The 21,469-nt window shown below is 66.8% G+C and carries 23 protein-coding genes; 14 read left to right on the top strand and 9 right to left on the bottom strand.

Going from position 1 to position 21,469, the window contains the following annotated elements; genetic code table 11:
• Positions 1-67 precede the first annotated feature (67 nt).
• Complete coding sequence (locus ASE66_RS18235; protein WP_244494977.1) at positions 68-1,465, top strand: TolC family outer membrane protein; 1,398 nt, start codon at positions 68-70, stop codon at positions 1,463-1,465.
• Positions 1,466-1,776: 311 nt separating this feature from the next.
• Positions 1,777-2,358 carry a PopZ family protein gene (locus ASE66_RS18230; protein ID WP_164470444.1) on the top strand — a complete coding sequence of 194 codons (582 nt, stop codon included), beginning with the start codon at positions 1,777-1,779 and terminating at the stop codon, positions 2,356-2,358.
• A 183-nt stretch (positions 2,359-2,541) separates the two neighbouring features.
• Here ASE66_RS18230 and ASE66_RS18225 read toward each other — a convergent pair whose 3' ends face one another.
• Together ASE66_RS18225 and ASE66_RS18220 are read right to left on the bottom strand one after the other, a co-directional pair.
• On the bottom strand, positions 2,542-2,757 hold the full coding sequence (locus ASE66_RS18225) for a hypothetical protein (RefSeq protein ID WP_156412222.1): 216 nt from the start codon (positions 2,755-2,757) through the stop codon (positions 2,542-2,544).
• Positions 2,758-2,767: 10 nt separating this feature from the next.
• Complete coding sequence (locus ASE66_RS18220) at positions 2,768-3,253, bottom strand: pyridoxamine 5'-phosphate oxidase family protein (protein WP_057191145.1); 486 nt, start codon at positions 3,251-3,253, stop codon at positions 2,768-2,770.
• 121 nt (positions 3,254-3,374) lie between these two features.
• Between ASE66_RS18220 and dps the strand changes: the two genes are divergently transcribed.
• From dps to ASE66_RS18195, 5 genes are all read left to right on the top strand, one after another.
• Positions 3,375-3,854, top strand: a complete 480-nt coding sequence (dps, locus tag ASE66_RS18215; RefSeq protein ID WP_057191144.1) for a DNA starvation/stationary phase protection protein Dps — start codon at positions 3,375-3,377, stop codon at positions 3,852-3,854.
• A 246-nt stretch (positions 3,855-4,100) separates the two neighbouring features.
• Positions 4,101-6,929: a valine--tRNA ligase gene (locus ASE66_RS18210; protein ID WP_057191143.1), complete on the top strand. Its 2,829-nt coding sequence runs from the start codon at positions 4,101-4,103 to the stop codon at positions 6,927-6,929.
• 165 nt (positions 6,930-7,094) lie between these two features.
• Entirely contained in the window at positions 7,095-7,676 is a 582-nt protein-coding gene (locus ASE66_RS18205) for a YqaA family protein (protein WP_057191142.1), read from the top strand.
• Positions 7,677-7,884: 208 nt separating this feature from the next.
• Entirely contained in the window at positions 7,885-8,829 is a 945-nt protein-coding gene (locus ASE66_RS18200; protein ID WP_057191141.1) for a hypothetical protein, read from the top strand.
• On the top strand, positions 8,816-9,493 hold the full coding sequence (locus tag ASE66_RS18195) for an SH3 domain-containing protein (protein WP_057191140.1): 678 nt from the start codon (positions 8,816-8,818) through the stop codon (positions 9,491-9,493). Before ASE66_RS18200 ends, ASE66_RS18195 begins: the two co-directional genes overlap by 14 nt.
• Positions 9,494-9,497: 4 nt before the next feature.
• Here the strand turns inward: ASE66_RS18195 and ASE66_RS18190 are convergent, their stop codons facing one another.
• Complete coding sequence (locus tag ASE66_RS18190) at positions 9,498-10,121, bottom strand: DUF938 domain-containing protein (RefSeq protein ID WP_057191139.1); 624 nt, start codon at positions 10,119-10,121, stop codon at positions 9,498-9,500.
• Between the two features lie 108 nt (positions 10,122-10,229).
• Between ASE66_RS18190 and ASE66_RS18185 the strand changes: the two genes are divergently transcribed.
• From ASE66_RS18185 to ASE66_RS18170, 4 genes are all read left to right on the top strand, one after another.
• Positions 10,230-11,492, top strand: a complete 1,263-nt coding sequence (locus ASE66_RS18185) for a hemolysin family protein (RefSeq protein WP_057191138.1) — start codon at positions 10,230-10,232, stop codon at positions 11,490-11,492.
• Positions 11,493-11,815: 323 nt separating this feature from the next.
• Positions 11,816-12,634, top strand: a complete 819-nt coding sequence (locus ASE66_RS18180; RefSeq protein WP_057191137.1) for a chromate resistance protein ChrB domain-containing protein — start codon at positions 11,816-11,818, stop codon at positions 12,632-12,634.
• A gap of 10 nt (positions 12,635-12,644) precedes the next feature.
• A complete protein-coding gene (chrA, locus tag ASE66_RS18175) occupies positions 12,645-14,051 on the top strand; it encodes a chromate efflux transporter (RefSeq protein WP_057191136.1) in 1,407 nt (468 codons plus the stop codon).
• A gap of 96 nt (positions 14,052-14,147) precedes the next feature.
• On the top strand, positions 14,148-14,780 hold the full coding sequence (locus tag ASE66_RS18170; protein ID WP_057191135.1) for a pyridoxamine 5'-phosphate oxidase family protein: 633 nt from the start codon (positions 14,148-14,150) through the stop codon (positions 14,778-14,780).
• Here the strand turns inward: ASE66_RS18170 and ASE66_RS18165 are convergent.
• The 4 genes from ASE66_RS18165 to ASE66_RS18150 form a co-directional block, all read right to left on the bottom strand.
• Positions 14,777-15,088, bottom strand: a complete 312-nt coding sequence (locus tag ASE66_RS18165) for a hypothetical protein (protein WP_057191134.1) — start codon at positions 15,086-15,088, stop codon at positions 14,777-14,779. The genes ASE66_RS18170 and ASE66_RS18165 overlap by 4 nt on opposite strands.
• Before the next feature lie 91 nt (positions 15,089-15,179).
• Positions 15,180-16,376: an FAD-dependent monooxygenase gene (locus tag ASE66_RS18160; protein ID WP_057191133.1), complete on the bottom strand. Its 1,197-nt coding sequence runs from the start codon at positions 16,374-16,376 to the stop codon at positions 15,180-15,182.
• A gap of 36 nt (positions 16,377-16,412) precedes the next feature.
• A complete protein-coding gene (locus ASE66_RS18155; RefSeq protein ID WP_057191132.1) occupies positions 16,413-16,667 on the bottom strand; it encodes a zinc-finger domain-containing protein in 255 nt (84 codons plus the stop codon).
• A 121-nt stretch (positions 16,668-16,788) separates the two neighbouring features.
• Positions 16,789-17,751 carry a DUF1624 domain-containing protein gene (locus ASE66_RS18150; RefSeq protein WP_057191131.1) on the bottom strand — a complete coding sequence of 321 codons (963 nt, stop codon included), beginning with the start codon at positions 17,749-17,751 and terminating at the stop codon, positions 16,789-16,791.
• Positions 17,752-17,903: 152 nt separating this feature from the next.
• Between ASE66_RS18150 and ASE66_RS18145 the strand changes: the two genes are divergently transcribed.
• Both ASE66_RS18145 and cysE read left to right on the top strand, forming a co-directional pair.
• On the top strand, positions 17,904-18,671 hold the full coding sequence (locus ASE66_RS18145) for an alpha/beta fold hydrolase (protein WP_057191130.1): 768 nt from the start codon (positions 17,904-17,906) through the stop codon (positions 18,669-18,671).
• A gap of 187 nt (positions 18,672-18,858) precedes the next feature.
• A complete protein-coding gene (gene cysE, locus ASE66_RS18140; RefSeq protein ID WP_057191129.1) occupies positions 18,859-19,707 on the top strand; it encodes a serine O-acetyltransferase in 849 nt (282 codons plus the stop codon).
• Between the two features lie 201 nt (positions 19,708-19,908).
• Here the strand turns inward: cysE and ASE66_RS18135 are convergent, their stop codons facing one another.
• A complete protein-coding gene (locus ASE66_RS18135; protein WP_057191128.1) occupies positions 19,909-20,220 on the bottom strand; it encodes a SelT/SelW/SelH family protein in 312 nt (103 codons plus the stop codon).
• A gap of 219 nt (positions 20,221-20,439) precedes the next feature.
• On the opposite strand from ASE66_RS18135, the gene ASE66_RS18130 reads away from it, so the two are divergent.
• The gene (locus tag ASE66_RS18130) at positions 20,440-21,273 is read left to right on the top strand and encodes a hypothetical protein (RefSeq protein WP_057191127.1); all 834 of its coding nucleotides are present in this window, start codon (positions 20,440-20,442) and stop codon (positions 21,271-21,273) included.
• Here the strand turns inward: ASE66_RS18130 and ASE66_RS32920 are convergent.
• Positions 21,270-21,469: hypothetical protein (locus ASE66_RS32920; protein WP_210178642.1), on the bottom strand; the 200-nt coding region annotated here is incomplete at its 5' end. The genes ASE66_RS18130 and ASE66_RS32920 overlap by 4 nt on opposite strands.

Genomic DNA, 21,469 nt, shown 5'->3' with positions numbered 1-21,469 from the left:
TGGGGCGATGCCTGGGCGTGACTAGAGTCCGCACAAGAGGCGTCCAGTGATTGTAACGCGACCGACTTTGAAGAAGACCGCGAGCCGTCTGGTGATCGCCGGCATACTGGGAGCCCTCGCAGGCTCCCCGGCGCTGGCGCAGACGATGGACGCGGCGCTGGCGCGCGCCTATTCAGCCAATCCGACGCTGAATGCGCAGCGCGCCGCGGTACGCGCCACCAACGAAAACGTGCCGCAGGCGCTCTCCGGCTATCGGCCGCGCGTCACGGCCTCCGCCGATATCGGCGCCAGCATCACCGAGAGCGACACGCCGTTCAATTCGCAGGGCACGGGCAGCCCGCATAACCGCAACCTCTCGCGAACCAATCCGCGCGGCGCCGGCCTCCAGGTCGACCAGAACATCTTCGACGGCGGCAAGACCCGCAGCACCGTCAGCCAGGCCGAATCGCAGGTGCTCGGCGCCCGCGCGACCCTGCAAAACACTGAGCAGAACGTTCTGCTCGACGCCGCCACCTCCTATATGAACGTGCTGCGCGACACGGCGATCCTCAACCTGAACCGCAACAACGTCGAGGTGCTGGAGGAGCAGCTGCGCCAGACGCGGGATCGATTTCAGGTCGGCGAGGTGACACGCACCGACGTCGCGCAGGCCGAAGCTCGCCTCTCGCAGGCCCAATCGCAGGCGATCCTCGCCGAATCCAACCTGAAGACCTCGATCGCCCGCTTCCGCCAGAACATCGGCATCGAGCCGAAGCAGCTCGCGCCCGGCCGGCCTGTCGAGAACCTTCTGCCGAAATCCTTGCCGGCGGCGCTCAACATCGCGTTGACAGCGCATCCGGCGATCATTGCGGCGCTGCACGGCGTCGATGCGGCGGAGCTGCAGGTCAAGGTCACCGAGGCGGATCTCTATCCGGTGCTTGGTGTGCGCGGCGTCGTCCAGCAGCGCTACGACAACCAGTTCTTCGGCGACAATCGCACCTCGGCCAGCGCGGTGGCGACGCTGACCATCCCGATCTACGAGGGCGGGCAGGTCTATTCGCGCACGCGCCAGGCCAAGGAGACGGCCGGGCAGCGCCGGATCGAGGTCGACACCTCGCGCGACACCGTCCGCGCCGCGGTCGTGTCCGCCTGGGGCGCGCATGATGCGGCCAAGGCGCAGATCACCGCCGCGCAGGCGCAGGTGCAGGCGGCCGAGACCGCGCTCGCCGGCGTACGCGAGGAGGCCAAGGTCGGCCAGCGCACGACTCTCGATGTGCTCAATGCCCAGCAGGAGCTGGTGATCGCCCGTTCGACGCTGGTTACGGCACAGCGCGACCGTGTCGTCGCGACCTATGCGGTGCTGTCGGCGACCGGGCGGCTTTCGTCCGACACGCTGAAGCTCAAGGCCGAGCGCTACGACTCCCGCAAGCACTATGATCAGGTCAAGGGCCTGCTCTGGGGCACGCAGACGCCGGACGGGCGCTAAGCCGGCTTTCGCTCGCTTGAGAACCGCTCGTCTTTCCGGGTTCAGGCCAAAGGCCTGAACCCGGAATGCGGAACTGCCTTCAAGTCCGGAAGAGCGACGGCATCTGCGCTTCGAGGGCAATCGGTTCCAGATTCCCGGCCCTTCGCTGACGCGACGTCCCGGGATGACAGCGCAGCACCGGCGCAACACTCCGGATTTCTCCTGTGGGCCGGCCTCCGGCCGCCTTGCCTGCCGGTTTTCCGGTGAAATACTCATGCAGCGGGGCGTACTGATTCCATAGGCGTCCCTTGAGTCGAGTGACCGGAATCAGCATGAGCGCGCAGCCCAAGGCCAATGAACCTTCGATGGAGGAGATTCTCGCCTCCATCCGGCGGATCATCGCCGATGACGAGAAGCCTGCTGCGCCACCGGAGGAGGCCGCGCCGGAGCCGGTCGCGCTGGCCCCACAGCCGCAGCCCGAGCCGGAACCAGAGCCAGAGCCGATCGAGGACGACGTGCTCGATCTCGGGGCAGAAGCCGAGCGCGTCGAGGAAGAGCTGGCCGCGCCGGCGGACGATATCGATTTCGTCGAGCCGCAGGCCGTGATGCAGCCGGAGCCCGAGCCCGAGCCGCCTCAACCGCAGATGTTCGTGCCGCCTCCGATCCAGCCGCAGCCCGCGCCGCCGATGGATATGACGGCGCTGATCTCGGACCAGACCGGCGCTGCCGTGCACAACGCCTTCGGCGCGCTTGCCAACACCGTGCTCAGCAACAATGCGCGCACGCTGGAGGATCTGGTCAAGGAGATGCTGAAGCCGATGCTCAAGACCTGGCTCGACGACAATCTCCCGACCATGGTCGAGCGGCTTGTGCGGGCCGAGATCGAGCGTGTCGCACGCGGCGGGCGGCGCTGAAGCCGTCCAGAGTCCGTTCCGATCAACTTGCGGGGCAAGTTGATCGGAACGGGCTCTACTCAAAGTGAGAGACGGCTTCGGCTCTAACATCGGACCGAAAAATGGAATCCATTTTCCGTAAAATCCGATGCCATAACAACGGGATAGATCATCGTGACAGCGTCCGATCGGACGCGCGATAATCTAGCGGCGCCGTTTCCGGCGCTGCGTCCGGGGCGACCCAAAGGCCCCGCCTTCGTTGAGGCTCTGGATGGCATAGCCGGCGAGTGCCATCAGCGCCGTCTGCGGCCCGAGCCGCGAGACCAGAAGCTGCATGCCGAGCGACAGCGGACGAGGATAGCGGCCGGAGGCTGCTTCCGAGGCGACCCAGGCGCCGACCAAATGAACGAGAAATCTCATCGTCGCCCCCTCAGAGCAGGACTTTGCGGTTGCTGCCGAGATCGGGCCGCGAGCCGGTCACGGCTGCGGCCGCCATCTTCACCGTGGTCACGATCTTGCCGGGGCTGTCCCAGAACTCCGCCAAAGCAGGGCGCACCTTGAGGATGCGGATGTTCGGATCGTCCTTGCTCTCCCAGAAGGCGCGCGCCGCCGGCGACCAGAGTTCGGCCACCCGGAGGCGATCGTCGAGCAGATTGGCCGTGCCGGAGACCGAGACATAGGTGTGGGAGCCGCTGCCGGAAAAGCAGAGGCAGACGGTCTCGTTGATCTCGATCTCGTCGTCCTTATGGGAGCGCAGATCGGTCAGGAAATAGATCGCATCCTCGTCGCGGCGCGGATGGGCGCTCATCGGGCGAGCGCGCAGGACCTCGCCGCCTTCGTCGTGGCTGACGAGCATGCACAGGCCGATCTCCTCGATCAGCTCCCAGGCGCGGTCCTGGTCCCTCTTGCGGGTCATATCTCGGCTCCTTCTGCAGTCCCTCTCCCAACTGCGGAAGCGTGGCCGGGGTTCCGTTGCCGCGGTCGCTGAATTGCCTCCTTTGCTGGTATGGTCGCCCTTCACGAGGCGCGAGGTTGCCATGGCCAAGTTCAAATCCCGCAACGACCTGAAGTCGAACACCAAGACGACGATGATCGAGCTGCTCAATGCGCGGCTCGCCGACGGCATCGATCTCGCGCTCGTCACCAAGCAGGCGCACTGGAACCTGAAGGGGCCGGGCTTCATCGCCATCCACGAGATGCTCGACGGGTTCCGGACCGAGCTCGACACCCATGTCGACACGGTGGCCGAGCGGGTGGCGCAGCTCGGCGGCATCGCGCTCGGCACGGTGCAGATCGTCGCCGGCGCAACCAAGCTCAAGGCTTATCCGACCGACATCGTCTCGGTGAAGGATCACCTCGCCGAGCTGATCGAGCGTTATGCCGAGGCTGCGAAGTCGGTCCGCGCGGCGATCGATTCTGCCGATGAGGCCGGCGATGCCGATACCGCCGACATCTTCACCGGCTATTCGCGGGCGCTCGACAAGGCGCTCTGGTTCCTGGAGTCGAACGTCGCCTGAGAGCGCTTGCGAACCCTGCCGGCGTCTCCGGCGCTCATGGCATTGGTTCGCTTCGCTCCGGTTCTCCGTGGCCGCGCCATCCGGTGCGGGCCGAGGAATTTTCAAGCACCCCCGCCTGTCGGGGCGCCCCCGCGTCGAAAGCGTTGACGCGAGGCCGTTGCATGCGCTCTTAAGACCGCAGACCTTTTGGCCAATGATATCGCGGCCGGGGCAGGTTCCCCGGCCGTTTGGCGTTCGAGCGAAACGATGATGGACAAGACATTCGAGCCGGCCGCCGTCGAGGCGCGCATCAGCAAGGCCTGGGAGGAGGCGGACGCCTTCAAGGCGGGCCGCGGAGCCGCGCCCGGGGCCGAGCCCTATTGCATCGTGATCCCACCGCCGAACGTCACCGGCTCGCTGCATATGGGCCACGCGCTCAACAATACGCTGCAGGACGTGCTCTGTCGCTTCGAGCGCCTGCGCGGCAAGGACGTGCTCTGGCAGCCCGGCACCGACCATGCCGGCATCGCGACCCAGATGGTTGTCGAGCGCAAGCTCGCGGCCGAGAACAAGACCGACCGGCGCACGATGGGCCGCGAGGCCTTCCTGGCTGAGGTCTGGAAGTGGAAGGCCGAGTCTGGCGGGACGATCGTCAACCAGCTCAAGCGCCTCGGCGCCTCCTGCGACTGGTCGCGCGAGCGCTTCACCATGGACGAGGGGCTCTCGGCCGCCGTGCTCAAGGTCTTCGTCGGTCTGCACCGGCAGGGGCTGATCTACCGCGCCAAGCGGCTGGTGAACTGGGATCCGAAATTCCAGACCGCGATCTCGGACATCGAGGTGCTGCAGCTCGAGAAGACCGGCTCGTTCAAATGGCAGCGCGGCGGCGAGGAGGCGTTCGACGCCGCCAAGCTGGAGAAGGCGCTCGCCAAGGACCCGAGCGGACATCTCTATTATTTCGACTATCCGATCGAGGGCGCCACCTACGATCCGGAGGACGCCTCGACCTATATCTCCGTCGCGACCACCCGGCCGGAGACGATGCTGGGCGATACCGGCGTCGCGGTGCACCCCGAGAACGAGACGCTCAAGGGGCTGATCGGCAGGAGCGCCGTCCTGCCGCTGGTCAAGCGCGTCATCCCGATCTTCGGCGACGACTATGCCGACCCGGAGAAGGGCACCGGCGCGGTCAAGATCACCCCGGCGCACGACTTCAACGACTTCGACGTCGGCAAGCGCAATTCCCTCAGGGTCGTCAACATCCTGGACGGCGAAGCTCGCATCCTGATTCAGGATAATGCCGACTTCCTGGAAGGCACGGCGCCCGAGCGCGAGACGCTGGCGCTCGACGGCCTCGACCGTTTCGCCGCGCGCAAGGCCGTGGTCGGGCTGATGGAGGCGCGCGGGCTGCTGCGCAAGGTCGAGCCGAACACCCACACCGTGCCGCATGGCGACCGCTCGGACGTGGTGATCGAGCCCTGGCTGACCGACCAGTGGTATGTCGACGTCAAGCCGCTGGCCGACCGCGCGCTGGCGGCCGTCAAGGACGGCAGGACCCGGATCACGCCGGAAAGCTGGACCAAGACCTATAATGACTGGCTCGAGAACATCGAGCCCTGGTGCGTCTCGCGCCAGCTCTGGTGGGGTCACCAGATCCCGGCCTGGTACGGGCCGGACGGCGAATGCTTCGTCGCCGAAACGGAAGCCGGCGCGCAGGCGCTGGCGCTTGGCCATTATGGCGGGCCGGTCGCGCTCAGGCGCGACGACGACGTGCTCGACACCTGGTTCTCGTCCGCCCTGTGGCCGTTCTCGACTCTTGGCTGGCCGGAGGAGACGCCGGAGCTGAAGCGCTACTACCCGACCGCGACCTTGGTCACCGGCTTCGACATCATCTTCTTCTGGGTCGCCCGGATGATGATGATGGGCCTCAACTTCATGGACGAGGTGCCGTTCCGCGACGTCTATCTCCACGCGATGGTTCGCGACGAGAAGGGCGCGAAGATGTCGAAGTCGAAAGGCAACGTCATCGACCCGCTGGTGCTCATCGACACCTATGGCGCGGATGCGCTGCGCTTCACCTTCGCGGCGATGGCGGCGCAGGGCCGTGACATCAAGCTCGCGACCTCACGTGTCGAGGGCTATCGCAACTTCGCGACCAAGATCTGGAACGCGGCGCGCTTCGCCGAGATCAATGGCTGCCTGCGAGCCGAGGGGTTCGACCCGGCGGCGGTCAAGCTGCCGCTCAACCGCTGGATCCTCTCCGAGGCGGCGCGCACGGCCGATGCGGTCGCTGCAGGGATCGCGGACTTCAAGTTCAACGAGGCGGCGGATTCGGCCTATCGCTTCGTCTGGGGCCAGTTCTGCGACTGGTATCTCGAACTGTCGAAGCCGGTGCTGCAGGCCGAGGAACTGGACGCTGCCGGTACCGCGGCGCGGGCGGAGACGCAGGCGACCGTCGCCCATGTCATCGACCTGATCTGCCAGCTGCTGCACCCGTTCATGCCGTTCCTGACCGAGGAGCTCTGGGCGCAGAAGGCCAATGCCGGCGCATCGCGCGTCGTGCCGGCCGGGGAGGCGGGCCTGGTCTGCCTGACGCGCTGGCCCGAACTCTCCGCGCTCGTTGATGAGGCGGCCGAGGCCGAGATCGGCTTCGTCGTCGATCTCATCTCCGACATCCGCTCGATCCGCTCCGAGACGAACGTGCCGGGCGGGACGCAGGTGCCGCTGGTGCTGGTCAAGGCGAGTGCGGCGACCAGGGCCGCGGTCGAGGCCTGGGCGCCGATGATCGAGCGGCTGGCCCGGCTCTCCGCGATCGAGTTCGCCGAGCAGGCGCCTGGCCAGTCGGCGCAGATCATCGTGCGCGGCGAGGTCGCGGCGCTGCCGCTGGCGGGGATCATCGATCTCGATGCCGAGCGGGCGCGCCTCAACAAGGAGCTCGCCAAGCTCGACCAGGACATCGTCGCGGTCGAGCGCAAGCTCGGCAATCCCGACTTCATGGCGCGCGCGCCGGAGGAGATCGTCGAGGAGAATCGCGAGCGCAAGGCGGCGGCCGAAGCCCGCAAGCTCAAGATCAGGGAGGCGCTGGAGCGGCTCGCCTGAGCCGCTCCCGCAATCTCGTCACGAAAGCGTCGTGCTGTTGACGCCCATCTGCGCAATTGACTCTAGCCCAAGAGATTTCTGGCCTGACCGCGCCAGATAGATTAATGCATGGGACGCAGGGCAGCCCTGCAACCGGCGCGAGAACCCAGGAACGGTTTCCCCTTCATGCTCAAGCGTGCTTACGACTGGTGCGTTTCCTATGCGTCCCATCCCGGTGCTCCCTGGCTGCTCTTCGCCATCACCTTCGTCGAAAGCTCGGTGAGCCCGCTGCCGCCGATCCCGCTGCTGATTCCGATGTGCATCGCCAGGCCCGATCGTGCCTGGTTCTATGCCGGCGTCTGCTCGCTCGGCGCCGTCACCGGTGGCTATCTCGGCTATGCGATCGGCGCGCTCCTCTATGAATCGGTCGGCGCCTGGCTGATCGGCATCTATGGCCTGCAGGAGAAGGCGGCCCACCTGATCCACACCTCGCAGGACTACTGGTTCTGGGTGCTGCTGACCAAGGGCCTGACCCCGATCCCGTTCAAGATCGTCACGATCATGTCCGGCTTCCTGCATTTCGACATCTGGAAGTTCACGCTCGGCATGGTGATCTCGCGCGTCACCTTCTTCGCGATGATCGCGGTGGCGTTGCGCTATTATGGCGACGACATCCGCATCTTCATCGAGAAGCACCTGCCGATGACGGCGCTGGCGCTGGCGGTGGTGGTCATCGGCGGCTTCTTCGTGCTGCCGATGGTGCTCTGATCGGCGAAAACGCCTCAGACACCCGCAAGCTGCTGATGGACCGGTTGCTCGCCGCCTGACCTTTGGGCGGCGTTGCCTTATGGTCATGCCGATGACGCAGAGCATTGTGACTTTGCGCCAGTTCTGGTCGTTCAGCTGAGCCAGCCGAACGGAAAGCGCGCTGTGTGGAGGGTTTGATGCGCCCGCTCCAACGACCGGACGGTGAGGCATGAGCGCCCGCCGCCCGGACCTCGCCGAACTCGATTTCGCCAATTTCGCCCGGCAGTTCGACCGCTGCCTGCGGCAGGACAAGGTCATCGCCTTCTCGCGCTGGCGCGACATCGTCGAGGCGGTGCCCCCTGGCCTGCAGGACTTCTTCTGGCGGGTCGTCGAAGTCAATCTCAGCCCGGCCGCCGAGACGCGGCTACGGGCGATACGGGAATGGCGCGACTTCTACAGCGAGATCCTCGACGCCCGTTTCCGCCGCCCTTCCGCCGACCGCCCGCAATTTCGCACGCCGAAGCAGGCCTTCGATTCCTATTCGGCGATCTTCTGGCGGTTCGGCTCGACCGATGCGCGCTTCGACCTCCGCTTTGGCCGCCTCGTCCTGCTGGCGCTACGCAAGGAGAGCAGCACGATCGCCAAGCACGGCAAAGGCTCCTATGACGACCTCGTCGTGGTGATGCGCCGGACCGGGCGCTTCCGCGAGCTCACGAGCTTTCCGATCTGTACCGAGCCGGGCGCGCAGTATTCGCAGCGCGCCGGCAGCGGCGACAAGCGCTACAAGGGCGTCGCGTTCAAGAAGGCGGATGGCGTCGACATCAACAAGGACGGCATCAAGGATGCCGGCCGCCTGACCGAGGGCACCTACCAGTATTTCGAGAAGAAGGGCGGCTTCCTCGGCGACCGGGCTTTCCAGGTCAAGACCACGCAGATCGCCGAGCGCGACACCGACGGCGATGGCCGCTTCACCCAGGATGACAAGAGCCGGATCGACCCGTCGGGGGCGGGGACCAGCATGTACATCCACCGCGGCGGGGCGGACAATGTGCTCGAACCCAATACTTGGTCGGCCGGCTGCCAGACGGTTCCGAAGAACCGCTACCCGATCTTCCTGAAGGCTGTCGGGAAACCCAACGCCTTCTACTACGTGCTGGTCAATGCAGCGTCGTGAGATCCTCACAGCCAGCCTGACGGCTGCTCTGCTGCTCTCTGCGCCGGTGGCGCGGGCGCAGTCGGAAAGCGTGGCGCCAGCGCCGGCCGGGCAGGTCGCCTGCACATTCGGTGCCTTCGTCAGCGAGACTGATCCGGAGGGGCTCAATGTCCGCGCCGGACCGGGTACCAATCACAAGGTGGTCGGCACGCTGCCGCCGGTGAAGCTCAGCCGCGACGATCCGCCGGTGCGCGCCATGGTCGAGGTCGAGGTCAGCGCCGGCGCCAATGGCTGGTTCAGGATCGCCAAGGCCCGCGACAACGAGATGCTGACCGACGCCGCGTCGCGGCCGATGTTCAAGGGCTCGGGCTGGGTGAGCGGGCGCAAGCTGACCGTGAAGTCGCAGGCCGCCGCCGGCCGGCAACGCCCGGACGCCAAGGCTCCGGCCGTGCTCTCCGGCCAGGACGGAGCGAGCTTCGACGGCGACGCCTTCGTCCAGAACGGCCGACTTCTCGGCTGCAGCGGCAAATGGGTGCTGGTCGAGTACGGCCTGCCGGCGGGCAGCGAGGCCCTCTCCGGCGTCGAGATCAAGCCCGCTGCCAAGGCAGGAGCAGAGGTCGGCCGCTTCCGCGCCTGGCTCGACCGCATCTGCGCGACGCAGGAAACCAGCTGCGACGGCGGGTGAACGATCACATCCGGCGAAACACCACGCTGAGATTGTTCGCCGGCATCGCCGTCACTCGCGGCGCGCCGAAGCGGGCAGCCCTCGCCAATTCGGCCACGGCGTCGAGCTCGCGCAGGCCCCATTTCGGATTGCGCCGGCGCAGGCTGTCGTCGAAGACGGCGTTGCTCGCCGCCAGGGGCACGTCGCTCTGGCGGTAGGGGCCGTAGAGATAGAGCGGCCCGCCCGCCGGCAATAGCTGCGCCGCGTGCCGGATCAGCCCCTCGGTCGCCGCCCAGGGCGAGATGTGGATCATGTTGATGCACAGGATCGCGTCGGCCTCCGTGACCGGCCAGCGCGGCGCGGTCGCATCGAGCCGGATGGCCGGGCGCAGATTCGGCAGCGCGCTCTCGCCAGCCCAGGCATCGATGCTGGCGAGCGCGGCCGGATCGGGGTCGCTTGGCTGGAAGGTCAGGCCCGGGAAGGCGGCGGCGAAATGGATGGCGTGCTCGCCGGAGCCGCTGGCGATCTCGAGAATTTGCCCCTGCGCCGGCAGCACCTCACGCAGCACGGCGAGAATCGGTTCGCGGTTGCGCTGAGTCGCCGGCGCGAGCTGGCGGGGATCGCGTTGATCGGAATCGTCCTGGGGCATCGCCTTCTCCCATCGCGTTCGGCCGTCAATGCGTTATAAGCGGCTCAGAAGCAGACCGATACAGAGTGCGGCCCTGCAGTTTTCGAGCCGGTTTTGTTAACCGAGATATTGATCGTCGTCGTCCTCACCGTCATCAACGGTGTGCTCGCCATGTCGGAACTCGCGGTCGTTTCTTCCCGGCCGGCACGGCTGAAAGTCCTCAGCGATCGAGGCAGCAAAGGGGCCGCGAAGGCGATCAAGCTCGCCGACAACCCGGGCCGCTTCCTCTCCAGCGTCCAGATCGGCATCACCCTGGTCGGGGTGCTCTCCGGTGCCTTTTCGGGCGCCACGCTCGGGGCACGCCTGTCGGAATGGCTCGGTACGCACGGATTCTCGAATGCCATGGCCGATACGCTCGGCGTCGGAACCGTCGTCGTCCTCATCACCTATCTCTCGCTGATCGTCGGCGAACTGGTGCCGAAGCAGATTGCGTTGCGCGATCCAGAGCGCGTCGCCGCGCGCGTCGCTCCGGCGATGGTGGTGCTGGCGAAGGTCGCCTCGCCGCTGGTCTGGCTGCTCGACGCGTCGGGCAAGCTGGTGCTGGCCCTGCTCGGCCAAAAGGGCGAGTCGGAAGAGACGGTCACCGAGGAAGAGGTCCGCACCATCATCGCCGAGGCCGAGAATGCCGGCGTTCTGGAGCGCGACGAGCGCGAGATGATCTCCGGGGTGATGCGCTTCGCCGACCGCTCGGCCCGGGCGCTGATGACACCCCGGCGCGAGGTCGAGGTGATCGATCTCGCCGACACGACCGACGAGATCAAGATCCAGGTCCGCGCCACGAAGCGCTCGCGCCTGCCGGTGCAGGACGGCGAGGCCGATTCGATCATCGGCGTGGTCACCGTCAAGGACATGTTCGATGCGCTCTCGGACGGCGACGGCCGCGATCTGCGCAGTCTCGTGCACGAGGCGCCGGTGGTGCTGGACACCAGCGGTGCTCTCGACGTGTTGCGCGCGATCCGCGCTTCCAATGTCCATCTCGCGCTGGTCTTTGACGAATACGGCCATTTCGAGGGGATCATCACCTCGAGCGACGTGCTCGAGGCGATCACGGGAGCCTTCCAGGACGAGGACGAGGAGGAGCCGGCGATCGTCACCCGTGCCGACGGCTCCTTCCTGGTCGCCGGCTGGATGCAGGTCGACGAGTTCTCGCATGAGCTCGGTATCCATGTGCCGCGCGACGCCGACTACCAGACCGTTGCCGGTTTCGTGCTGGCCGAGATGAACCGGCTGCCCAATGTCGGCGAGAGCTTCGAAAAGGGCCATTGGCGCTTCGAGGTGGTCGATCTCGACGGCAGGCGGATCGACAAGCTGCTGGTCAGCCGGATCGATTGATACGCTTGCAGCTCTAACCCTGAGGCTTGGCCGAAAAGAGGTTAGGCTTCGACATCTATCACAGTGTCATCCCGGAAAGCCGCGAAGCGGCGCCGATCCGGGATCCATTCCGGAGCCTTTCCGAAAAGGTTCCGGAATGGGTCCCGGGTCTCCCTTCGGTCGCCCGGGACGACCCGCGTTTACTCCAATAAGAGGGACGCGAGCGATTGTTGACCCTGCCTCGGCGTAGTGATCTAAACTCTTCGCAGGGGCTTATCGCGACCGCCCCGTGAGGCGTCAGCCCAAGGATCGCGTCCACACTCCTTGCTCAAGGATGGACGCTCATGTCTTCCAATATCCAGATCACGCCTGCACAATTGTCCCGGCTCGTCGGCCTGCCCGATGCGCCTGTCCTGATCGATGTCCGCATCGACGAGGACGTCGCCGCCGAGCCGCGCCTGCTGCCGGCCTCGGAACGGCGCAGCCATCGCGACGTCGCCGCCTGGGCCGGCGCCTATGCCGGCCGCAAGGTTGCCGTCATTTGCCAGAGAGGCCAGAAGCTTAGCGAAGGCACCGCCGCCTGGCTGCGCCATGAGGGCATCGAGGCTGAGAATCTGACCGGCGGCTTCGAGGCCTGGCGTGAGGCCGGCGGCCTCCTCGTCGATACGAGCAAGCTGCCGAAGCGCGACGCTACCGGACGGACGCTCTGGGTGACCCGGGCGCGGCCCAAGGTCGATCGCATCGCCTGTCCCTGGCTGATCCGCCGCTTCGTCGATCGCGAGGCTGTCTTCCTGTTCGTCTCGGCTGCGGAGGTCGCGGATGTTGCCGACCGCTTCGGGGCGACGCCGTTCGACATCGACGGCGTGTTCTGGAGCCATCGCGGCGAGCGCTGCAGCTTCGACACGATGATCGAGGAGTTCGGGCTGGCGTCGCCGGCGCTCGACCAACTCGCCGCCATCGTCCGGGCGGCGGACACGGCCAGGCTCGACCTCGTGCCGCAGGCTGCCGGCTTCCTTGCCGCTTCGCTCGGCCTGTCACGGATGTATCGCGACGACCTGGCACAGCTTGAAGCCGGCATGCTGCTCTACGACGCCTTCTATCGCTGGTGCCGGGACGCCGGCGAGGAAACCCATAACTGGCCGTCCGCGCCGGGAAAGATCTGAGGACCGGGCGATGACGACTGCAATCAACGAAGGGGCGGCTATCGCCGTCCCCGCCGCCCCCGCCACGCCGACACTCGCCGAGGCGACACGGGTGTGGCTCAAGATCGGCCTGCTCTCCTTCGGCGGGCCGGCGGGGCAGATCGCGCTGATGCACAAGGAGCTGGTCGACGAGCGCCGCTGGATCGGCGAGCGCCGGTTCCTGCATGCGCTCAACTACTGCATGCTACTGCCCGGCCCCGAGGCGCAGCAGCTCGCCACCTATATCGGCTGGCTGATGCACCGGACGATCGGCGGGCTGATCGCTGGCCTGCTCTTCATCCTGCCGGGCGCGCTGGTGATGTGGGGCCTCTCTTTGCTCTATGTGCTCTATCGCCAGGTTCCGCTGGTCGATGCCATCTTCTTCGGCGTGAAGGCGGCGGTGCTCGCCGTGGTGATCGAGGCGGGCCTCAGGATCAGCCGGCGGGCGCTGAAGAACCGGGCGATGGTTGTGATCGCGGTTGCGGCTTTCCTCGCGCTCTTCCTGCTCAAGGCGCCGTTTCCGCTGGTGATCTTCTGTGCCGGGCTCGTGGGTTGGCTCGGCAATCGTTGGGCGCCGGCGCTGTTCGGCAATGGCAGCCATGCCGGCAAGGACGGCGCGCCGGAGTTCAAGGGCGTGGTCGACCTGATGTTCGAACGTGGCGAGCTTACGCATGCCGAGCCCTCGGTGGGGAAGGCATTGAAAGTTCTGGCGGTCTGGCTGCCGCTCTGGCTCGGGCCGGTCGTGCTGCTCTGGGCGCTGCTCGGCAGCGGCAACGTTTTCACGCAGATCGGCGGCTTCTTCAGCGCCATGGCGGTCGTCACCTTCGGCGGCGCCTATGCCGTGCTGGCCTATGTCGCGCAAGCGGCGGTCGAGACCTATGGCTGGCTGGTCGCCGGCGAGATGGTCGACGGGCTCGGCCTCGCCGAAACGACGCCGGGCCCGCTGATACTGGTGCTGCAGTTCACCGGTTTCCTCGCCGCATGGCGGGGGCATGGCGGGCTCGATCCGCTCGTCGCCGGCAGCCTCGGCGGGTTGCTGACAGTCTGGGTGACCTTCGCGCCCTGCTTCCTCTGGATCTTCCTCGGCGCGCCCTACATCGAGGCATTGCGCGGCAACAAGGCGCTGTCGGCGGCGCTGACCGCGATCACGGCCGCGGTCGTCGGTGTCATCGCCAATCTCGCGCTCTGGTTCGGCCTGCATGTGCTGTTCAGGGCAGTGCGGCCGGTCGTGATCGGGCCGCTCGCGCCGGACCTGCCGGTGCTGGCTTCACTCGACTGGCGGGCGGCCGTACTTGCTGCGGCGGCGATGATCGCGCTGCTGCGCTTCAAGTTCGGGATGATCCCGGTGCTGGCCGCCTGCGCGGCGGCGGGTGTCTTGCTGGTGCGACTGCCGGCGTGACAAGGATTGTTCCGCTCAGCGGAATTCTGAACTGTTGATAGCAGTGATTGCGAACCATTGGTGAAATGGTCATCTCACCGGGCGGAGGCCCATGAGATGACCCACCGTTTCCTTGAGATCGCAACGACACCGGCCGTGAAGGCGGCGCAGGAGGCGCAGGGCAGCCGGCGCGCCTATGCCAGGCAGGAGGAGGGCGAGGCGCATCACGACCGGATCGGCGAGGCCGAGGCCGGCTTCATCGCGGCGCGCGATTCCTTCTATCTCGCGAGTGTCTCGGAGACCGGCTGGCCCTATCTGCAGCATCGCGGTGGGCCACCCGGTTTCCTGCGCGTGCTCGACGAGACGACGCTGGGCTTCGCCGACCTGCGCGGCAACCGGCAATATCTCAGCCTCGGCAATCTCTCGGCCGACGACCGGCTCTGTCTGTTCCTGATGGATTACGGCCATAAGGCGCGGCTGAAGATCTTCGGCCGGGCTCGCTTCCACGATCTCGCCGCCGAGCCGGAGCTGGCGCGGCGCCTGATCGTGCCGGGCTATCGCGCCGTGCCGGAGCGCGGTGTGACCATCAAGGTCGAGGCCTTCGACTGGAACTGCCCGCAGCACATCACGCCACGCTTCAGCGAGGCAGAGCTGGCGCCAGCGCTCGCACCGGTGCGACAGCGGCTTGAAGAGTTGGAAACGGAGAACACCCGGCTGCGGGCCGAATTGGCCGCGCGGGCTCCGGCTTAGCGCCGCTCGCCCGGCTCGATCACCCGGTACTCGGCGTCGACGATCTCGCCGCGTGCAGCGTCGGGCTGCCTGCGCTCGAACGGCTTTTGCGGATCGATGCCGGCGGCGCGCATGCGGCGGCGCAACTGCCAGCTGGCGAAGGCGGCGCCGGCGATGACCAGCGGCACGAGGATCAGCGCCAGGCTCGCCGCGACCAGGAAAATCAGCACGCCGACGACTAAGGCTCCGGCCATGACCAACCAGCTCGCCCAACGGGGCAAGCGAACCAGACGGGCACTGGCGGCATTGTTGAGGTCGATGCGGATCATTGGCTCGTTTCGTTTCGTGTCGCCTGCCGATAATCTAGGAAGCGAATGCGGCGTTGACGAGATCAGGCGAGGCGAAGGGATGACGATTTCGTCAGCCCGGTGCCCGCCAGTCATAGATCCAGGCATGGCGCTGGCGCATGCCGTCGGGGCCCAAGCGGCGCATGGCGAAGTCGCGCGCGAAGCTCCACGGGCGGCCGAGATGGTAGGCCTCGCCATTCTTGCGGCTGGCCTGCTGGACCCGCGCCGCGCGCTCGCCGCGCGCCTTGGCATAGGCGGCAAGCGCCGCCGGCACGGCCGCTGTCCCATCGGTCGCCAGCCGCGTGGCGAGCTCATGGGCCAGCACGGCGGCGTCCTCGATGGCAAGCGCCGCGCCCTGGGCCAGGAAGGGCAGGATCGGATGGGCGGCGTCACCGAGCAAAGCGATGCGGCCCTTGGCCATCCGCGCAGGGGCGCGGTCGTAGAGCGACCAGATCCGCCAGTTCGGCGCGCGCTCGATCAATTCGCGCAGGCCGGGGCCGGCATTGCCGGCGATCTCGGTCAACTGCGACGCCTCGCCCTCGCGCGACCAGCCGGGACGTGCCTCGCGTGCGGCGCGGATCAGGACGAGGTTGATCTCCTTGCCGCCTGAGACGGGGTAATGCACCGCATGGCGGGCGCGGCCGAGATGCAGCGCCACCGCCGGGCGGCGCAGCGCCTCGGGCAAGCCCTCCGCCGGGACCAGCGAGCGCCAAGCCTCCCAGCCGGTGAAGCCGGGCTCGGTCGTATCGCCGACGAGGGCACGGGCGCGCGACCAGAGGCCGTCGGCGCCGATCAGGCCCATGGCCTTGACCGTCTCGGTCCCGCCGCTCTCGCTACCCAGAGTGACGGCGACGCCGGCTTCGGTTTCGCGCGCATCGACGAGGCCGCGGCCGATAATCCAGCGGATGTTCGGCAGGGTCCGGGCCGAATCGAGCAAGAGCTGGTGCAGATCAGCGCGCTTCAGCGAGCGCGACGGCGTCGCGCCCTCGACGGGCGGGGCAAAAGGCATGGCGAGCAGCGGCTTACCGCCTTGCCAATGGCCGATCGCCAGCGCTTCGGGCCGAATCGCGGCGCGGCGCAAGGCCAAGCCGAGATCGAGCGATTCGAGCACGCGCCCGGCATTGGGTGAGACCTGGATGCCGGCGCCGGCCTCGTCGAAGCGCGTGCGCTTCTCGGCGATGGCGACGGGGATGCCGCGGCGGGCGAGCGCGATCGCGGCGGTCAAGCCGCCGATACCGGCGCCCGCGATGAGGATCGGGAGATTGGCCATGATGTCATGTCCTGCCGCGCCCCCGGCAGGGTGTCCTCACGCCGCTTTGGCGGCGGTGTCGTGGTATTCGCACTCGGCCGGCTTGCAGTGGCCATGGCCGACCGACGGCTCGTATTTGAACAGCGTCGAGCAATAGGGGCAGACGATCTCGTCGTCCGAACCCATGTCGAGGAAGACATGCGGGTGGTCGAAGGGCGGCTTGGCGCCGATGCACATGAACTCGCGCGCGCCGACATGGATCACGGCGACGCCGGGATCATTGTGGAAATGCGGGGTGCCGTGATCGGCCATGGTTCTCGTCCTTGCGATTTGGGCGGCACCATAATCGTTCGTCGCGGGCCGCGCCAGCGCGCGCGAGATAGATCGACATCGATGCTGCCGTGACCTGTCGCCGCTATGGGCGGCGAGACGATTAGGGTTGGCGGGCGCAGCTCTGGCCGATCTCCCGAGCCCGCTCGATTTCCGCCGGGCTCAGCGCGTCGGCGAGCGCCTTGACCCAGAGGTTCGCCTGCTTGAGCCCGTCCATCGAGCAGCCGCAGACACGCTCGCAGATCTCCTTTGGCGTGCCTGTTGCTGTGCAAGAGCGCTGGCAGGAGGTCAGGAAGGTCACGGCTTCCGCGTCGGGCAGCTTCGGGCCGGTTGCCTGCATGAACAGGAACAGCGCGCCGATGAAGAGCGGCTGGTGGACGAGATAGACGAACAGGCTGTTGCGGCCGCCGAGGACGACGAGCCTGGCCGGAGCGGACGTCGCCCGCCAGCGGCCCCAGCTGCTCTCCTGCGCTTTCGGGAGCGCGATCCGCGCCAGCGCCATGCCGGCAAGCACGCAGCTGAACCAGGGGAAGACAGGCACGAAATCGGCGGTGAGCGGCCAGGGCCCGAAGCCGAGGAAGGACAGCCAGTCCTGCGTAAAGAGATCGTGCCCCAGGATGAAGGGCAGGGCAAAGACGACGACCGCCGCGAGCGCGATGACGGCGGTCGGCAGGAACAGGAAAGGCAGGGCCAGCACGCTCGCCAGCGCGATATGGTGGAGGATGCCGAAGAAGATGAAGATGTCCGGCAGGGCGAACCAGGTCGCGGAGGTGACCAGCACCGCAGCGCAGGCGACGAGGGCGAGACGGCGCAGATAATTGCCGCGATCGAAACCGTTGCGCGTCGACAGCACCAGGCTGAAGCCGACGATCGCCAGGAAGGAGCCGGCGATCAGCCGGGCGAAGGCGCGCCAGGCGGGATCGCTGACGACATCGACCCGGATCAGCCGGAAGTAAGAGAGATCATAGGCGAAGTGGTAGACGAACATCGCGAGCAGCGCGATGCCGCGGGCCAGATCGACCAGTTCGATACGGCCGCCGGCCGGAGGTTGGGCTTGCTCGCTCATGGTCTCGTCATAAGCGGCGCGCGGCGTTGCGGAAAGGGGCCGGCCATCCTCATCAACTTGCGCGAGTCATCCCGGACGTAGCGAAGCGCTACCCAAAGCCACGCCGTCATGGCAGACCTGCCCTGAGATCAAGCAGCTTGGCAGTAGGGCCGATGCAGACATTCGATTCCGACGGCGTGGCAATCGCCTATCTCGACCTCGCCCCGACCGGCGAGGGCAGCGGCGATCCGATCGTGCTGATCCATGGCTTCGGCTCGAGCCATGCGGTGAACTGGGTCAACACGCAGTGGACCAAGACGCTGACCCATGCCGGCCGGCGCGTCGTTCTCTATGACAATCGCGGCCATGGCCGCAGCCAGAAGCTCTACGATCCCGAGGCCTATCATTCGAACATCATGGCCGAGGATGCGCGCCGGCTGATGGACCATCTCTCGATCGAGCGCGCCGACATCATGGGTTATTCGATGGGCGCGCGTATCTCGTCGCATCTGACGCTTGCCCATCCCGAGCGCGTGCGCTCGCTCCTGCTCGGCGGGCTCGGCATCCATCTGGTCGAGGGCGTCGGCCTGCCGCTCGGGATTGCGGATGCGATGGAGGCGCCCTCGCTCGCCGATCTGACCGATCCGATGCAACGCATGTTCCGCGCCTTCGCCGAAAACACCGGCAGCGATCTGCGCGCGCTCGCGGCCTGCATCCGCGGGACGCGCCAGACGCTGAGCAAGGAAGAGGTCGGCCGCATCGCGGTCCCGACCCTGGTCAGCGTCGGCACCAAGGACGACGTCTCCGGCTCCGGCCCGGAGCTGGCGGCGCTGATCCCGGGCGCGCAAAGCTTCGCCATCGAAGGACGCGATCACAATCTCGCGGTCGGCGACCGCACGCACAAGCAGGCAGTCGTCGAGTTCCTGGCGCGCAGGCCGTAGCGTGCCGGGTGTAGAATAATATTCTCCGCTGGTAGAATATTATTCTACGGCAATGACTTGGCAATATTCATTCGCAAATCGATTCTTGTTCTTCGAGGCTTGATTCAGCGAGAAGGCGGGTCCATGTGCTCCGGCACGATCTTCTCGTGCCAGACTATTCTACGAGCGAACCGCAGCGGAGAACGCCATGCCGTCCGGGCGTCCAAACATCGATATTCGCGATCCCGCTACCGGGCTCGACCGGGTCGACCCGGTCTGGTCGCGGTTGCGCAGCGAGGCCGAGCAGGCGATCGCGAGCGAGCCGGCGCTGGCGAGCTTCATCCTGGCGACGATCGTGAACCAGCCGGGCTTCGAGGCGGCGGTGGGCCATCGCATCGCCGCACGCCTCGGCCATGGCGCCGTGCCGGCCGAACTGATCGCCCAGGCCTTCGACGAGGCGCTCGCTGCCGATCCCGAGATCGGGCAGGGCATCCGCGCCGACGTCCTTGCCGTGCTCGACCGCGATCCCGCCTGCTACCGGCTGATCGAGCCGGTGCTCTATTTCAAGGGCTTCCACGCGTTGCAGACGCATCGCCTGGCGAACTGGCTGTGGCGGCAGGACCGGCGCGACTTCGCGCTCTATCTGCAGAGCCGTTCCTCCGAGGTCTTCCAGACCGACATCAACCCGGCGGCGAAGATCGGCAAGGGCATCTTCCTCGACCATGCCACCGGCCTCGTCGTCGGCGAGACCACGGTGATCGAGGACAATGTCTCGATGCTGCAGGACGTGACTTTGGGCGGCACCGGCAAGCAGGGCGGCGACCGCCACCCCAAGATCCGCAAAGGCGTGCTGATCGGCGCCGGCGCCAAGATCCTCGGGAACATCGAAGTCGGGCAATGCGCCCGCGTCGCGGCTGGTTCGGTCGTGCTCGCGGCGGTGCCGCGCAACACCACGGTCGCCGGCGTGCCGGCCAAGGTGGTGGGCGAGGCCGGCTGCGCCGAGCCGTCGCGCTCGATGGACCAGATCTTAGCCGGCGATTGCGGCGGCGGAATCTGACTCGTTTTCTGCGACGTTTGAAAGCGAACTGATTCCGCCCGGCTTATTTGACTCGGAAACACGCGGGGTCATCCCGGGCTTGACCCGGGACCCATTCCGGAGCGTTTCCGTCAAAGGTTCAGGAATGGATCCCGGCTCTGCGCTTCGCTACGGCCGGGATGACCACCGTTTGAGCGCAGCGGAGCATACGCGCGCGGCCGCTCAGCCCTCCACGAGCTTCTTCTTGTGGTCGTCGAGATGACCGAGGTCGCGCTCGGGATCGAGCCGGTCGCGCACGCGCTGCTTGAGTTGTTTCACATCGGGGAAGCCGCCATCGACGGTGCGGTCCCAGATCAGCTCGCCATCATAATGGATCAGGAAGATGCCGCCGGTGCGCGGGATCAGCACGACCTCGCCGAGATCCTGGCCGAAGGTCTGCAGCAGCTCCTGCGCCATCCAGGCGGAGCGCAGCAGCCAGTTGCACATGCTGCAATAGGTGATGGCGATGCGCGGGCCGGGTTTGGGTTCGGTCATGATGTGTTCCTGAAACCGATAGAGAGCCCGCTCTTACGCCACGGCTGGCATGGCGCACCAGCCCATTATACGGCGAGTGCCGCTGCGTCATTGTTCTCGCTCAGGTTGTGTGCGAGCATCCGATTGTGACGTGAGGGTGGGGTCGTCATGGTCAGAGCGTTGCGTGCGTTCGTGCTGGCATTGGCTTGCCTCGCGGGCTTCATTGTGTCCGCGGCAGCATTGGATCGAGCGCGGCTGAACGAGGCGCGCCCGGTCAGCGAGGCGGAGCTGGCGGCGCTGCTGCAGGCGGCCAGCCGCGGCCGGACCGGCGTCAGCGGTGCGCGTGTCGATGCCGGTGACTTCGTCGTCGTCGCCGGCGGCACCGAGATGCGCTTCGGGCTGGCGAGCCTGTCGGCCCAGCTCAACCGGGAGCCTGATGCGAGCCACCGGCAAAAGGCTTTCGACAGTCTGCTGCAGAAGCTCGACCGGATGGCGGCCGGCGGAGATCCGAGCAAGCCCAGCCCGGCCGAGGTCGCGCGTTTCCGCGATGCGCTGCTGCCGGTCCTCAAGAACCGCTCCTATGTCGACGACTTCGCGGCACTCGCCCGCAAGCAGGGTGTGCCCGACGGCAAGCTGCTTCACCTGCCGCTTGCCGGCGACGTCATCGTCGTGCCGGCGCTCGACCTGCCGCGGATCACCCGCTTCGTCCCGGTCGGGGAAGGGCGGCGCTATGGCATGAGCGATGCGCAGGTGTTCGAGGCGGCGCTCGCCAATCTCGAACGGCGCGCCAATCGGTTCGAGATCCACGATCACGGCGCGTTCCGCGCCTTCGACTTCGACCTGCCCGACTACAACGCCTCGCTGCTTCTGCTGCCGAATCCATGGAAGGACATTCCCGATCTGCCGAAGACGGTGGTGATCGCCATGCCGGGGCGCAGCGTGCTCGCCTTCGGCGATGGCGACGACCCGAAAGCCGTGGCGGCTTTGCGAGCGATCGCCGCGATGAAGGACGACTATCCGGTCAGCCGCATGCTGTTCCGCCTCGCGCCCGGCGGGTTGCAGCCGTTTCGTTAGAGAGCGGCCGGGAGCCTCGGTGAGCGCCGCGCCTTGCGAGCGCGTTCCAGCAAGGTGCCGGAAATTGTTGATGCGATGCCGTTCCAGAAGGGCCGGGCAATGGTCTCGGCTCCCTCCAGCTTGCGCTTCGCCCGAAAACCCCCTAATGCGACCCCGTTTTTCCGGCCCTGCGCGGGCATCGTCAGGAACAAGGTGT

Source organism: Allobosea sp. Root483D1 (genome assembly GCF_001429505.1).
Taxonomy (GTDB): domain Bacteria; phylum Pseudomonadota; class Alphaproteobacteria; order Rhizobiales; family Beijerinckiaceae; genus Allobosea.
The sequence above is the reverse complement of the archived record's forward strand: the minus strand, read 5'-3'. Positions and strand labels throughout refer to the sequence as shown.

Coding starts and splice junctions, on each gene's coding strand:
- ASE66_RS18230 (WP_164470444.1), top strand. CDS start 1,777: ATGAGCGCGCAGCCCAAGGCCAATGAACCTTCGATGGAGGAGATTCTC.
- ASE66_RS18225 (WP_156412222.1), bottom strand. CDS start 2,757: ATGAGATTTCTCGTTCATTTGGTCGGCGCCTGGGTCGCCTCGGAAGCA.
- ASE66_RS18220 (WP_057191145.1), bottom strand. CDS start 3,253: ATGACCCGCAAGAGGGACCAGGACCGCGCCTGGGAGCTGATCGAGGAG.
- dps (WP_057191144.1), top strand. CDS start 3,375: ATGGCCAAGTTCAAATCCCGCAACGACCTGAAGTCGAACACCAAGACG.
- ASE66_RS18210 (WP_057191143.1), top strand. CDS start 4,101: ATGATGGACAAGACATTCGAGCCGGCCGCCGTCGAGGCGCGCATCAGC.
- ASE66_RS18205 (WP_057191142.1), top strand. CDS start 7,095: ATGCTCAAGCGTGCTTACGACTGGTGCGTTTCCTATGCGTCCCATCCC.
- ASE66_RS18200 (WP_057191141.1), top strand. CDS start 7,885: ATGAGCGCCCGCCGCCCGGACCTCGCCGAACTCGATTTCGCCAATTTC.
- ASE66_RS18195 (WP_057191140.1), top strand. CDS start 8,816: ATGCAGCGTCGTGAGATCCTCACAGCCAGCCTGACGGCTGCTCTGCTG.
- ASE66_RS18190 (WP_057191139.1), bottom strand. CDS start 10,121: ATGCCCCAGGACGATTCCGATCAACGCGATCCCCGCCAGCTCGCGCCG.
- ASE66_RS18180 (WP_057191137.1), top strand. CDS start 11,816: ATGTCTTCCAATATCCAGATCACGCCTGCACAATTGTCCCGGCTCGTC.
- chrA (WP_057191136.1), top strand. CDS start 12,645: ATGACGACTGCAATCAACGAAGGGGCGGCTATCGCCGTCCCCGCCGCC.
- ASE66_RS18170 (WP_057191135.1), top strand. CDS start 14,148: ATGACCCACCGTTTCCTTGAGATCGCAACGACACCGGCCGTGAAGGCG.
- ASE66_RS18165 (WP_057191134.1), bottom strand. CDS start 15,088: ATGATCCGCATCGACCTCAACAATGCCGCCAGTGCCCGTCTGGTTCGC.
- ASE66_RS18160 (WP_057191133.1), bottom strand. CDS start 16,376: ATGGCCAATCTCCCGATCCTCATCGCGGGCGCCGGTATCGGCGGCTTG.
- ASE66_RS18155 (WP_057191132.1), bottom strand. CDS start 16,667: ATGGCCGATCACGGCACCCCGCATTTCCACAATGATCCCGGCGTCGCC.
- ASE66_RS18150 (WP_057191131.1), bottom strand. CDS start 17,751: ATGAGCGAGCAAGCCCAACCTCCGGCCGGCGGCCGTATCGAACTGGTC.
- ASE66_RS18145 (WP_057191130.1), top strand. CDS start 17,904: ATGCAGACATTCGATTCCGACGGCGTGGCAATCGCCTATCTCGACCTC.
- cysE (WP_057191129.1), top strand. CDS start 18,859: ATGCCGTCCGGGCGTCCAAACATCGATATTCGCGATCCCGCTACCGGG.
- ASE66_RS18135 (WP_057191128.1), bottom strand. CDS start 20,220: ATGACCGAACCCAAACCCGGCCCGCGCATCGCCATCACCTATTGCAGC.